The organism is Candidatus Clostridium eludens (assembly GCF_045310515.1).
In the GTDB taxonomy this organism is placed as follows: Bacteria; Bacillota; Clostridia; order Clostridiales; family Clostridiaceae; genus Clostridium_B; species Clostridium_B eludens.
The window spans coordinates 1-13,419 of sequence record NZ_JBJHZX010000006.1 but is presented as its reverse complement, the minus strand read 5'-3'; the positions used below and the strand labels follow the sequence as shown (position 1 = coordinate 13,419).

Here is a 13,419-nt window from a genome sequence, read left to right as displayed (position 1 = left end):
GGAGGCACAAAATGAGTATAACCGAAATATCAGTAAAAAGACCAGCAGCTATAACTATGGTAGTTTTATTATTGATTGGTTTTGGGGTACTAGGATACACAAACCTAGGAGCTTCATTGTTCCCATCTATGAGTATTCCTGTTATAACTATATCCGATACATACGGTGGTGCAAGTGCAGAGGATATAAAAGAAGATATTATAAAACCTATAGAAGATGCTGTTTCAGGAATAAGTGGTGTTAATACCATTGACTCCACATCTCAAGAAGGTACCGGAAATGTTATGATTGAGTTTAAAGATGGTACCGATATAAATAGCGCATTTTTAGATGTTCAAAAGGCAGTATCAAATGCTCAAGGAAAACTGCCCAGTGAGGCATCTACGCCGGTGATTAGCAAAATGAATTCTGATGATATGCCTGTAATGACTCTTGCTATTTCAGGAACTGCTTCCCCCGATGAACTATATAATGAAGCAGATAAGATAAAAACACAGTTAGAAAAAGTTACAGGAGTAGGACAAGTATCCCTTGGTGGAGCAGATAAAAAACAAGTAATGATAAAACTTGATAAACCTGCAGTTGAATACTATGGAGTAAATGTTAGTTCTATATTAAGTAAATTAAAAAGTGAAAATGCCAGCACGCCTGCTGGACAAATTAAACAAGATAAAGTGGACAAATCAGTTAGAGCTATTGGGGAATTTCAAAGTATAGATGAGGTAAAGAACCTGCTTGTATCAACTAACAATGGGGGTACAGTACGTTTAGGAGACATTGCTGATGTTAAACTAGAAACCCCAGATGTAACATCGGAAACTAAATTAAATGGAAAAAAGACCATATCTCTTGACGTCAAAAAACAAAGTGATGCAAATGTGGTTGAGGTGGTAAATAACATAAAAGAGGAAATAAATACACTGCAAAAGACTATGCCAAAAAATATGAGTATAATCACTGCTAGTGATACTACTGTATTTATAAAAGACTCTTTAAGTGAAATAAAACATAGCCTTATAGAAGGAATTATAACAACTGCCATAGTTCTTTTGTTCTTTCTAAAAAGTTGGCGTTCTTCATTAGTAGTTTTAGTTGCAATACCTACGTCGCTTATTGCCACATTCTTTATGATGTATAAATTAAAATTTACCTTAAATATGATGAGTTTAATGGCCTTGTCTTTATGCATAGGTATTTTGGTAGATGATTCTATAGTTGTATTAGAAAATATACAAAGACACTTGGCTCAAGGAAAGAATCCTATACGGGCGGCTATTGAGGGAAGAAAAGAAATTGGAATGGCAGCAGTGGCAATTACTCTTTGTGATGTAGTTGTATTTGCTCCAATTGCATTTATGTCTGGTATAGTAGGAGAATACTTTAGACAGTTTGGCTTAACTATAGTTTGTGCAACTTTATTCTCGTTATTTATATCCTTTACTGCTACCCCTATGCTTGCATCTCGTTTTTTTAAGCCGAAAGCTGAAGGTGCAGAAGGATCTTTGAAAAAGTATAAAAATGGTGTAATTCAGAAACTATCTGGTAAATTTAACAAATTTATGGAGAAAGTTACTGAATCCTATAAAAAGATACTTCTTTGGTCCTTGGATAACAGAGGTAAAGTGTTAGTTGGTTTAGTTGCATGTATTATAGCAAGTGTGGCATTAATTCCATTAGGATTTGTAGGAACTGAATTTATGTCCAATTCTGACCAAAGTAGTTTTTCGATTTCGGCCTCACTTACTCCAGGCTCAAGTTTAAAGGAAACAGATGATAAAGCAGTACAGCTTGAAAATTATTTAAAAACTATTAAAGAGGTTAAGTACTATTATACACAAGTAAGTGATGCTTCAATAAAAGTTGATGTTACATTAGTTCCTAAAAGCCAACGTAAAAAAACTCAAACTCAGCTAGCATCACAAGTACGTAATTGGGGAAAGACCAAACTTACTGGTGTAGATTTCTCCGTATCTGAATCCCAAATGGGAGGAGGGGAAGGATTAAATAGTAGTTCTGCCATAAGTGTTAAGATATCTGGAGATAATGAAGATACCCTAAAAGATCTGTCTAAGAAGGTCCAAGAAGAAATAAAGCTTGTTTCTGGCACCACAGATATAAGTAGTTCATTAGATGCTGATGATAGTGAAATAAGAGTAAAGATTGATAAGCTTGCAGCAGCACAATATGGAGTTTCTACTTCAGATATTGAATCTACTCTCAGAACATGTTTACAAGGATCTTCTGCAGGTACATATAGAGGTGATCCTGATAGTGAATATGATATAACGTTAAAGTTTGCAGATGGACAGGTTAAAAGTGCTGCAGATATAGGATCTATAAAAATACAGAACTCTTCTTCCCAACAAATTTCATTAGATCAAGTTGCATCTATAGTAGAAGCTGATAGTGCTAAATCTATAAGCAGAGAGGATAGGCAAGATGTAGTTACAGTATCCGCAAATATTGAGGGAAGAGATTTGGGAAGTGTTAACATAGATATTAAAAATAGAATATCAGCAATGTCTATCCCAGTAGGATATTCAGTATCTTATGGGGGAAGTCAAAAACAAATGGGGGATACCTTTAGTACTTTAATAAAAGCTATCATTGCATCTATAGTTCTTGTTTATATGATACTTGTAGTGCTATATGAATCATTCCTAACTCCACTTGTAAGAATGTTAGCATTACCTTGTGCTATAATAGGAGCTTTAGTTATTTTAGCTTTAACTCGTAACACCATAAATATGATGTCTTTGATAGGATTTATAATGCTAGATGGATTAGCATCTAAAAATGGTACATTACTAATTGACTATACCAATACGCTTAAAAAACAAGGTATGGGTTTAAAAGAAGCCCTTATTGTTGCGGGGACTACTAGATTAAGACCAATAATTATGACTTCTTTAACAATGGTTGTTGGAATGTTGCCATCTGCATTAGCTATAGGTGAAGGAAGTGAAACAAGAGCTGGTATGGCATGGGTTATAATAGGAGGTATGATAGCATCTACCATACTTTCACCTATTATTCTTCCTGTAGTGTATACATTGATGGATGATTTTAAACATTGGATTTTTAGAAATCGTAATAGGAAATCATATGTTACGGAGGGAAATTAATATGAAGGTTAAAATGATAAATAAGAAGTGGATTCCTTTAATTATTATTGTTGTCATTGTAGGGGTCACTGTAGCTATTAAACTTGGTAAAAAGTCGGTTGCTCAAGTAACTAAGGAAATCCAAAATGTTAAGGTACAGAAGATAACAACGCAGAATATATCTTCAGAAGTTCTATATGCAAGTAAATTAGAAGGTATGCAATCCGTTACTGTAAGTTCTAAGAATTCAGGAAAAGTTGCATCAGTAAATGTTAATGTTGGAGATAAAGTAGCTGCTGGTCAGACACTATTTACACTTGATACAAGTGAGCTTAATTCTCAACTTAAACAGCAGGAAGCAGCTCTTGAGGCATCTAATGCTAGTTTATCACTGGCTAGTGAATCCACTTCAGTTCAGTCGGTAAAAAGTGCTGAACAGCAACTTTCAAAAGATCAAATTACTTATAATAATGCATTAGATACTTATAATAAAGATCAGAAACTATATGAAGCTGGCGCCATAGCACAGCAAGATTTAGATACTGCTAAATCAACACTTGATACTGCATCGGTTACATTAAAAGATGATCAAGATAACTTAAATCTACAAAAACAACAAACTGGACCTAAGTCTGTTCAGGTAGCAACTGCTCAGGTTGATCAATCCAAAGCAGCCGTTGATTATGTAAAAACTCAAATAAATAACTCAACAGTTACATCACCTATATCAGGAGTGGTTTCAGCTAAAAATGTTGATTTAGGATCAATTGCTTCAGGAACATCAGGAACTGTTACTGTAATAGATACCTCTTCCCTAATTGCAGAAATAACTGTTCCTGATAAGATTATAGGAGAATTGCAAGTTGGTCAGATCGTACCGGTGGTAGTTGACGCATTAAGCGATAAAGCTATAACAGGAGATATATATAACATAAGTCCTGATGTAGACTCTAAGAACAACTCATATATAGTGAAGGTAAAAATAGATAATTCTAATGGAAAGTTAAAACCTGGTATGTTTGCAAAAGTATCAATAACAGAGCAAAAGAAAGATAATGCTGTAACTGTTCCAAATGAGGCATTAAAAGTAGAAAATGGAGTTAAATATATATATACTGTAAAAGATAAGAGGATTAAAAGAATTGCTGTAGAAACAGGCATAGCTAATGATAAGATTACTGAGATAACAACAGAAAGCGTGAAAGCCGGAACTGAAATTATTACAGAAGGACAAAGTCTTTTAAGTGATGGTGACAAGGTCAATGTAATTAATTAGACTTTTATAAATTAGTGGAGCCTGCAAAAATTTTTGTATAGACTGAATAAAAAACACTCTTTCTAGGCAATAATTTTAGACGATGAATTTACAATCATTTGCAAGAAGGGGTGCTTTTTCATATGGAATATTTCTAAAGAAATTTCAAGAAATTATGTTAATGAAGAAAAGTTTAAAATCCATGATGAGGGCTTACGTGAATTGGAGTAATGCGTAATATTACATTGTAGTGAATGCGAAGTTGTGCATGACCAAAGTGTGTGTATACAGTTAAGGTACTATGTCTGAATGTCTGTCGTGACTATCTATACAAGCTGTGATTGTACGATGCCATTTAATGCTGATAAGTACAGCTTGGCCAGTATGCGCTTGTACTGCTTCAGGATTAACGTTTGATTTTCTAAAATAGTCACCATAATCATCATAGTAATCGAAAGGACAATAATAATTTTTCACGGGTTATTTATCCTTGTATTTATCACTTCAATGTTTATATTATGTTAGTAACAAGGGGTCAATTTCCAATTGTATCCTAGGACCTCGGGGGAAGAGCAATTTTACAATGTATCTGTTGAACTTATAAACGTACCTCATTGGAAAATACATAAATAAATAACCGAAACTAAAGACAGAGTAGTATACACCGTCTCACATCCTATCAGAACAAACGAATGATAAAAATTTAACTTTAAAATTAATGAAGATTTTTCAATTATATATCTTCAATTCAAAATATGTACAGTAAATACCAGGGATCTTATGTTTAATTTGCTCATTTATAAATGAGCTCCCTGTAAAGTCATTCAATAGTGTTCCAGAACAATGCCTAAAGTGGAATTTATTTTCTTCATACATTTGTCCTGGCACCCTATTTGTTATGTAATATTACTACCCTCGCTTATCAGCGTTGCTGTGAGTTTCTGGTTCTGCTGCTAGTATTAGTGGTTTTTAGCAAGAAGGTTGGGATTACTACTTATATATTTTGTTCAACCTTTATTCCAAAGTTGCAGCAGAAATATATAACAAATAAACTATATTATTAATATATATAACATAACAAGTTGCAGTAAGTAACAAGGATGCTCCCACTACCCCAATTACGCATTATGTGGATATAAAAATAATAAAAAGAGCCTGTGAAGCAGTTGGAATAAAAGAACATATTGGCTACCATAGTTCAGTCAAGCTCGAATATTTCTGAACGTCGCAGCGAAAGGTATTGCTTTTTTTTGCGAAATTTAGTGGTATTTTCAATATCAAGTTCAGCAAAAAGAAGCTGTTCCTGATCTCCGGCCAGACTAGCGATACTTCCATTTGAATTCACAAATAAGCTTTCTCCACTGAAGTCCATATTTCCCTCAAGTCCCACACGATTACACATGATCAAATTGACACTATTTTGAAATGCTGCAATGCGAATTTCCCATTGAAAAATATCTGATGGCTCAATTTTTTCGTTAGCTACTGGAACAACAATGAAATCTGCTCCTTTTAATACACAAGTTCGGTAACTCTCGGGATAGTGCCGGTCAAAGCACATAACAATTCCAATTTTACCTATACTTGTATCAACTACCTTAAATCCTTCGTTTCCAGGTGTAAAGTAGTCCTGTTCATAAAAATGTTCTGCTTGCACAATATGATTCTTTTTTCCAATTCCTAAAATATTTCCATTTTCGGAGATAATCATATTTGAAGCAAATACTTTTTCGTCAATTTTCAGACATAATGCAATACTAGCTATAATATGTGTCTGTCTGCATACTTCGCAGAATCCTTTTATGTATGGATGATCCAGAACGATTGCATAGTTTTCTACTTTTAATCCCTTGTATTGGGGAATGTACTTAGATAACTGTCCTTCCGGGAAACAAATAAACTCTGCCTCATGTTTTGCAGCTTCTCTAATATAGTGGAGTGACTTATGATAGTTTTCTTCAATGTTTTCGCTGATTTCAATTTGTGCTGCTGCAACTTTAATCATTCCAATTCTCCTTTTTCTAGCAATTAATTGAGATTTTTAATGTTGTTCCAAAAATGACTTTTATTTAAAATTTTAATATCCCAATTCTTCTCCAACAAGAATTACCTTAATTCTACCTGGAAACCTTCCAATACGTGTAATAACTGTATAGGTACATATAGAGTTAGTTCCTACACAATTATTACATTTTCCAGTAATAGCGCACGGAGTCTTGTAATTAAATCTGATAGTATTTTGTGGACATGCTATTAACTTAATTCTCTTATAAGCACTCTCTATATCAGAACATACTTTGTTCATTCCTGCAACTATAACAACATGTTTTGGGCCGTACATCATTGCGGCTAACCGATTGCCACTGCCATCAATATTCACAAGCTCACCGTTTAGTGTAATGGCATTGGTACTTAAAAAATAGTAATCACTTGTTACTATTTTGCTGTAGGTTTCATTCCGTTTATCTAATAAATTCTCATCAAATAAATCTTCTACATCAGTATAGGAATATTTACCTGACTTTACTGCATCAAAAAAACCAATTTCTTTTAAAGTTTGAGAATCTCCCCAAGATATTTTATCTTCGTGAGATAAAAATGACATAGCTTTTTCTAAAGCTTCTTCTTTTGTACTAGTCCAAAAACTTTCTATTCCTCTATTTGAAAGATTATTAATGATTGTATTTGCAAGTCTATTATAATATTCTTTTTTGTTTGTCATATTATATACCTCTTTCTATAATAATTTATTATAAAAAATATAAGTGTATTGGATTTATAATACTATATATTAATTTTTTGAAGTAGTTTAATGGTTAAAATAATGTACATAAAATTGGTACAGTGACAATGGAAAATATGGTTGATATAAATATAACTGCTGAAGCAAAAGCAGCATCACATTCATATTTATCAGCAAGTATTGCAGTTGTAGTTCCTGCGGGCATTCCAGTTAATAGCGTGGATACTCCTGTGATAAGGGGATCCACTTTCAACAACCTTAATAAAGTAAAAATAAACAAAGGAAAAACCAATAGACGGATAAAAGTAAAGTAAAAGACTGCTTTATCAAAAAGCTGACTTACTTTACACTCCGACAGGATACACCCTATTACTATCATAGATATTGGAATTGTACACTGGCTCATGAAAGTAATACTTCGGTTTACACAGTCAGGTAGTGGAACATAAAAAGCCATAATAAAAAGTCCCAAGAATACGGCAATAATACATGGGTGAAGAATTAGGCTTTTAATTGTTTCCTTTGTAAAGACGGGTTGACTTTCTCCGTTTTCATCTATCTTTTTACCAGTAAATTGAGCTAATCCAGAAGTCCACATTGTAATTCGGATGGGTATTTGGAAAATTGAAGCATAAAGTACACCAATAGAATTATAAATATTATTAACAACGGGTAATCCGATGAAGCTGGAATTTGAACATATAAGTCCATAATTCATAATAGGTTTCATCTTATCTGAAAAATATCCAAATAATAATTTACCTAAAAAGATAGAAAGAACCTGAATGACAAGGGAAATACAAAACGCTGTAAATGAATTTTTGATTAGATTAGGTGCAATTTTCCCCTGAAATGATGCAACAATATTGCATGGCAGTATGAAATAAATTAATAAATCAGATAATCCTTTTTGTGCATTTATATTTACAATTTTACACCTTCTCGAAATAATACCAATAAGAATTAAAATCAACATGGCAAATTGTAGATTCAACATCTTCAGAAATAATTTCATTATAAAGCTCCTTATGATTTGTTTTGCTGTGCATCAATTTCAGCAAAAAGATTATCTACAGCGGCATTGCCAACTCGTTCTAGGCACTCTTTAGTATTACCTCCGATATGTGGTGTAGCAACGAAATTTTCAAGTGATACGAGAGGGTTGTCTTTTCTTGGTGGTTCAGATAAGAACACATCTGAAGCTGCAGCCTTGATTTTACCTTTAATTAAAGCATGGTATAAAGCTTCTTCATCAACGATGCCACCTCTTGAAGTATTAACCAAGATAAGGTTCGGGTTTGCTGTATCAAAAGCACTTTTACTGATTAAATTTTTAGTGGAATCTGTAAGTGGGACGCTGATATTTACATAATCTACATTTGCAAATAATTCTTGAATAGTATTAATTTTTTTAATACCAAGAGAAAGTGCTTTCTCTTTTGATACAAATGGATCATAGCCCATCAATTTTATATGGAATGCTTTGCTCATTATCTCAGCGATACGCAAGGATATTTTCCCGATACCAATCATCCCCAGTGTCTTACCATACACATCATTCCCAATGAGTTCCATTGGAGCATGAGAATTATAACGATTTTTGCATATTCCTATATTTGCTTTTTTTATGTTACGGCTTAAAATCATTATCTGTGCGATAGCTAGTTCTGCAACAGATTCCATGCTTTGATTTGGTACATTTGGAACTGGAATTCCATGTTTTTTTGCAGCTTCAACGTCGATGGTATCGCGACCAATACCATGCATAGAAATCACCTTTAGTCTCACTGCCTTCTCAATGATTTCTTTTGTGACGTAGACACGTCTTACCATTATCGCATCCAATTCTTCAGGATGATCAAAATTCTTAACAATTTCTGCCCTCGCAACTAATCTGCTATAGGCTGACCTTGCAATATTTTCACTTAAGTATATTTTCATTAAAATCTTCCCCTATTAAATTATATTTTTAATACAATGTTATTTTATCTTAAGTAAAAATACTTGTAAAATGCTTTTAATCCATCTAAAATATAAACTATAATGCATATTTATGGAGGATAAAGATATGACAGCTTTAGAAATAGATGCTTTTCTTATGGTTGTAAAAACTGGTAGTATTATTGCTGCAGCTAAACAGTTATATGTGACACAGCCTGCATTAAGCAGACGAATTGCAGCACTTGAAAAGGAACTTGGATACAGTCTTATAGAACGTGGCAGGGGAATCCGAACAATAAAACTTACTGAGAAAGGAAAAGCTTTCGTTGTCATTGCACATAAATGGAAAATGTTATGGAGTGAAACAAACAGAATTTCAAAGCTAGATGGTAACCTAAATCTGAACATATCTGCCATAGGAAGTCTACTTACTTACATTTTTCCTGGTGTATTTCAGAAATTTTTAAATAGTAATCAAGATTTAAGTTTATCCATTCAAAGTCAACATTCTTATGAAGCATATAGCTTCATTGAGAGCGGGCTGACAGACGTTGCTTTTATTTCAGACGCCATGTATTCTAAGAATGTTGAGACAATCCCTGCATTTCGTGAACCTATGGTTTTCGTTGCGGGCAAGAATGTGCTAATTCCAACTAAAATACATCCCTCCAGACTGGATGTAGCCAACGAAATTAAGATACCTTGGAGCCCCCAATTCGATGTGTGGCATGATTATTGGTTTAATGCTTTTGCAAAACCAAGAGTAATACTTGATCAGATGTTTATGATGGAATATTTTTTAGACAGTCAGGAAAACTGGGCAATAGTACCTGTATCAGTAGCAATAAAAATTGCTAAATCAGCTGATATTGAGGTTTACAAAATAGAAGATGGACCACCAGATAGAATTATATATTATATTTTGAGAAAACAATTAAAAAAATCAATAAAGTTTTTATTGCAATTGCTTAATGAAGAAGTAAAAAATATAGAGGGTGTTGTTTCTTACCTATAACTATGGCAATACCTAAAGACATTTATCAAAGCAAGCATAATTATATGATAAATTAAAGGACAAGTATACCTATACTAATTTACATAAACTTCATTTATATTAATATATACACTTTTTAGGTTATTAATGCAATTATACTATATGGGGTGTAGTCACATGGCCATCAAGCTAAGGGAAAAATAGTCCCTATTTATAAAAAATGGTACAATAAATAATAGAAATCTGTTTTTTATAAAGAGGGCTAAAAAATAGCAAAAGAAAAATTAATAACACAGAATGGAATCAAGGAATTATCAAACCATATACTAAAATACTTTTCAAAAGAAGAAGTTGAAAAGATAGCAAGAAAGGTTGGATTTGTACAAAGAGAAGGTAAATTAAAAGCATGGGAATTCCTTTATTTATGTGCATTTTCACAATTGGACGTATCAAAAGATACACTTGTAACAATGGTGCTAATCTAAGCTCAAAGACAAAAACAACAGTAAGCAGCCAAGCATTAGACCAGCATTTAAATGAAAAGGCAGTAAAGTTCTTAAAAGAAATATTTACAAGGCTTTTAAATAGTGTAACACTCACAAATTCAAATATACCTACCATATGGGATGAACATTTTAGCAGAATAAGAATAGTTGATTCTACGGCATTTCAAGTCCCAACCAACATATCAAATGACATATTGATTGCAAAACAAATACATGATATTTATTCATTAAGATGGCAGGTTGAACTAATATTCAAGATATGGAAGCCAATATTTCACATATCTAGTGTAAAACCAGTAAAAATTGAACGTTTCAAATGCCAATTATATGGTAAACTTATTTTACTAGTTTTAAGCTCCATAGTGATGTTTAAAATGAGATCTGAACTCTTAAAAAAGAAGAAGTTTGAAACAAGTGAAATTAAAACAGCACAAATAGTGCATGAATATGTTCAAGAGCTGTATTTCAGCTTTATGACACCTTAGTAATCTCAAAGTTTTAGCAAGAATATATAACTGTATATGTAAAAATGGACGGAAATCGCACCGTAAGGACAAAAATACCTTCTTTGATATTCTTGGAGTCTCCTACAACCATCAAGAAAGAAGGTGTGAAACCGCCGCATAAAACACTTTTATTATATTATAATTTAAAGTTCGTGTCTTCAAAAAATCGTGAATACAGGAGCTCTTCTGATTAGGTTTATTTTAATATTAGATTGCTATTATATATTATAAAAATTAATTAAGTGTGGGTTGGGTTTCGAAATGTTCAAAATAGAAATATACGTGATACTGCTATTTTTTCACCTAGTTGGTGATATAATTCTGCAAAGAAATTTTCTTATAGAAAAGATTTTTAAATGCAATGATTTAGGAAAGCTAAAAAGGCAAAATAAAAAATTTATAGTTTTACATGTGATATTATACACTCTATCAATTACAGTAGCATTTTTGTATTTGAAGCTATTCAGTGTATATAGGCTTTTAATAATTTTCGCAAGCCATTTCCTTATAGATTATATAAAGTGTTATAAGATTGTCTACCAAGATTATTCTATGAAATATTATATAGTTAATTTTACTGACCAATCGTTGCATGTAGGTATTTTATTTATAATTGTAAGTTTATAGATAAACCCCGAAGTCAAAGACCAGATCATGCTACTATATATTTTAAGGATAGTTATGTCTTTTATCTGCCTTGTTTATGTAAAACTTATGTAAACTAACCTATAGCACATAATAGGCTAGATGGAAAGTTCTATATAAAGTATGAAAAAGCTTAAGTATTGTATTATCTGTAAAAAGCAATTCATTAAGGCCGTTTAAGCAATCTAAAAACATATATTTCAGCACTCAGGAAGCGCAAATCAAACTTCCTTCAGGAGAACATAATGATTAGGTTAAAAATGCAACAAATTATTTAGGTTGATACTCATAATATATACCTAAAACCCAACATGAAAATAATGGTAGATATCTCTACATCTAATGGGTGGTACATACAGTGTGACAATATATAATTATTACATAGTTATTATTTTATCAAGTTATAATTTTTCAAGACATATTGTCTTCATTCTGTTCAGCAACTAGAGTAAAAAACACTCTAGTTTTATTTTCTTAATACTTATTTTTTCCGAACATAAATAAAAAGGCATGGAAAGGTTATGCCTTTTTATTTTGATATTTGATAATGGTTTTATGGAGATATACATTATTTTTATAAAATGTTAGATAGTAAATTTTGTGTACTTAGTTATATATCGACTGATTAATTAAATGCATAAGTGGTTTTTATATAATTTTTACAATCCTTTATACATAACAAATAAAGTGTAGTTTGGAGCAATGAGTCGTGCAAAAACCGGTAACTTGATGGAATAAAATTATATAATCGTGCTAAATGTTGTAACTAAGGGATTGTTCATCCAGGAGGCAGTTACCGTTATTACATTATATCCCATTTGCTTTTCAGTACATAACACGGATGCTGTTATTAGGCCTTGTATTTGTTACTTTATTTTCAATACTCATATAAAATTTTAATATAATATCATATTTTAGCAGGATTAAACAAATTGTTACAGAATAATTATTATATTGATATTACTATAAAAAGTGTCACTACAAAGTAAGTTTTAAATAATAAGGGGGAATTTTATGTTAAAATCAAGAAAATATCTATTAGCTCTGACCTTAATATTTGGGGCAAGTTTAATAGCTACGTCTAATGTACTTGCTAAGAATTCTATTAATATTCATAGGTTGGCTGGACAAGATAGATATGGTACTTCATCAGCAATTGTAACTGAAGGATGGACTCAATCTAATTATGCAGTTTTAGTAAATGGTGAAAATTTTCCTGATGCTATAGTATCAAGTCCCTTAGCTAAAAAATATAATGCACCTATATTGCTAACTGCTTCTAATACTTTAACCGATTCCACTAAGCAGAAATTACAAAATTTAGGTGTTAAAAATGTATTTATTATTGGTGGTACAGGGGTTATATCTGGAGATATCGAAAATACTCTTCAAGGTATGGGGATTTCAGTAAAGAGAATATGTGGACAAGACAGATATGAAACTTCAGTAGATGTAGCAAAAGAATTAGGTATTTCTAAGGGAGTGTTTGTTGTTTCAGGTGAACATTATCAGGACGCATTATCAGTAGCTCCAATTGCTGATAAATTACAATATCCTATCATATTGATTAGTCAAGATAGTGTGACAAATACAGTTAAAGAGTACATAAATGACATAAAAAACAATGGTGGAGAAGTAGACGTTGTAGCTCTTAAGCCCCTAAATAGGTTTGGACAATTACATCTGTATTTATTATAATGTAGAAAGTGATTGGAGGTAAACTAT

Annotated in this window: 10 protein-coding genes; 6 read left to right on the top strand and 4 right to left on the bottom strand. The window is 32.1% G+C overall.

Translation table 11 applies throughout. The features are described 5' to 3' along the window. Nucleotides 1-11 precede the first annotated feature (11 nt). Both ACJDU8_RS05320 and ACJDU8_RS05315 read left to right on the top strand, forming a co-directional pair. Nucleotides 12-3,125: an efflux RND transporter permease subunit gene (locus ACJDU8_RS05320; protein WP_406791122.1), complete on the top strand. Its 3,114-nt coding sequence runs from the start codon at nucleotides 12-14 to the stop codon at nucleotides 3,123-3,125. Between the two features lies 1 nt (nucleotide 3,126). Next, nucleotides 3,127-4,380 carry an efflux RND transporter periplasmic adaptor subunit gene (locus tag ACJDU8_RS05315; protein WP_406791121.1) on the top strand — a complete coding sequence of 418 codons (1,254 nt, stop codon included), beginning with the start codon at nucleotides 3,127-3,129 and terminating at the stop codon, nucleotides 4,378-4,380. A gap of 1,177 nt (nucleotides 4,381-5,557) precedes the next feature. On the opposite strand, the gene ACJDU8_RS05310 is transcribed toward ACJDU8_RS05315, so the two are convergent. The 4 genes from ACJDU8_RS05310 to ACJDU8_RS05295 all read right to left on the bottom strand — a co-directional run bounded on the left by ACJDU8_RS05310 (nucleotide 5,558) and on the right by ACJDU8_RS05295 (nucleotide 9,043). Continuing rightward, nucleotides 5,558-6,364 (bottom strand): carbon-nitrogen hydrolase family protein, encoded by an 807-nt coding sequence (locus tag ACJDU8_RS05310; RefSeq protein ID WP_406791120.1) that lies wholly within the window; start codon nucleotides 6,362-6,364, stop codon nucleotides 5,558-5,560. A gap of 72 nt (nucleotides 6,365-6,436) precedes the next feature. Next, nucleotides 6,437-7,081 carry a lactate utilization protein gene (locus tag ACJDU8_RS05305; protein ID WP_406791119.1) on the bottom strand — a complete coding sequence of 215 codons (645 nt, stop codon included), beginning with the start codon at nucleotides 7,079-7,081 and terminating at the stop codon, nucleotides 6,437-6,439. 94 nt (nucleotides 7,082-7,175) lie between these two features. Continuing rightward, on the bottom strand, nucleotides 7,176-8,117 hold the full coding sequence (locus ACJDU8_RS05300; protein ID WP_406791118.1) for an AEC family transporter: 942 nt from the start codon (nucleotides 8,115-8,117) through the stop codon (nucleotides 7,176-7,178). Nucleotides 8,118-8,128: 11 nt separating this feature from the next. Then, on the bottom strand, nucleotides 8,129-9,043 hold the full coding sequence (locus ACJDU8_RS05295) for an NAD(P)-dependent oxidoreductase (protein ID WP_406791117.1): 915 nt from the start codon (nucleotides 9,041-9,043) through the stop codon (nucleotides 8,129-8,131). Nucleotides 9,044-9,170: 127 nt separating this feature from the next. Between ACJDU8_RS05295 and ACJDU8_RS05290 the strand changes: the two genes are divergently transcribed. The 4 genes from ACJDU8_RS05290 to ACJDU8_RS05275 all read left to right on the top strand — a co-directional run bounded on the left by ACJDU8_RS05290 (nucleotide 9,171) and on the right by ACJDU8_RS05275 (nucleotide 13,392). Continuing rightward, a complete protein-coding gene (locus tag ACJDU8_RS05290) occupies nucleotides 9,171-10,058 on the top strand; it encodes a LysR family transcriptional regulator (RefSeq protein ID WP_406791116.1) in 888 nt (295 codons plus the stop codon). A gap of 385 nt (nucleotides 10,059-10,443) precedes the next feature. After that, on the top strand, nucleotides 10,444-11,028 hold the full coding sequence (locus tag ACJDU8_RS05285) for a transposase (protein WP_406791115.1): 585 nt from the start codon (nucleotides 10,444-10,446) through the stop codon (nucleotides 11,026-11,028). Between the two features lie 282 nt (nucleotides 11,029-11,310). Continuing rightward, complete coding sequence (locus ACJDU8_RS05280; RefSeq protein WP_406791114.1) at nucleotides 11,311-11,676, top strand: DUF3307 domain-containing protein; 366 nt, start codon at nucleotides 11,311-11,313, stop codon at nucleotides 11,674-11,676. A 1,032-nt stretch (nucleotides 11,677-12,708) separates the two neighbouring features. Further along, nucleotides 12,709-13,392, top strand: a complete 684-nt coding sequence (locus tag ACJDU8_RS05275) for a cell wall-binding repeat-containing protein (protein ID WP_406791113.1) — start codon at nucleotides 12,709-12,711, stop codon at nucleotides 13,390-13,392. Nucleotides 13,393-13,419: the final 27 nt, after the last annotated feature.

Excerpts from the sequence above, each read along its gene's own strand:
- ACJDU8_RS05280 (WP_406791114.1), top strand. The coding sequence starts at position 11,311 with ATGTTCAAAATAGAAATATACGTGATACTGCTATTTTTTCACCTAGTT.
- ACJDU8_RS05315 (WP_406791121.1), top strand. The coding sequence starts at position 3,127 with ATGAAGGTTAAAATGATAAATAAGAAGTGGATTCCTTTAATTATTATT.
- ACJDU8_RS05275 (WP_406791113.1), top strand. The coding sequence starts at position 12,709 with ATGTTAAAATCAAGAAAATATCTATTAGCTCTGACCTTAATATTTGGG.
- ACJDU8_RS05290 (WP_406791116.1), top strand. The coding sequence starts at position 9,171 with ATGACAGCTTTAGAAATAGATGCTTTTCTTATGGTTGTAAAAACTGGT.
- ACJDU8_RS05285 (WP_406791115.1), top strand. The coding sequence starts at position 10,444 with ATGGGAATTCCTTTATTTATGTGCATTTTCACAATTGGACGTATCAAA.
- ACJDU8_RS05305 (WP_406791119.1), bottom strand. The coding sequence starts at position 7,081 with ATGACAAACAAAAAAGAATATTATAATAGACTTGCAAATACAATCATT.
- ACJDU8_RS05310 (WP_406791120.1), bottom strand. The coding sequence starts at position 6,364 with ATGATTAAAGTTGCAGCAGCACAAATTGAAATCAGCGAAAACATTGAA.
- ACJDU8_RS05295 (WP_406791117.1), bottom strand. The coding sequence starts at position 9,043 with ATGAAAATATACTTAAGTGAAAATATTGCAAGGTCAGCCTATAGCAGA.
- ACJDU8_RS05320 (WP_406791122.1), top strand. The coding sequence starts at position 12 with ATGAGTATAACCGAAATATCAGTAAAAAGACCAGCAGCTATAACTATG.
- ACJDU8_RS05300 (WP_406791118.1), bottom strand. The coding sequence starts at position 8,117 with ATGAAATTATTTCTGAAGATGTTGAATCTACAATTTGCCATGTTGATT.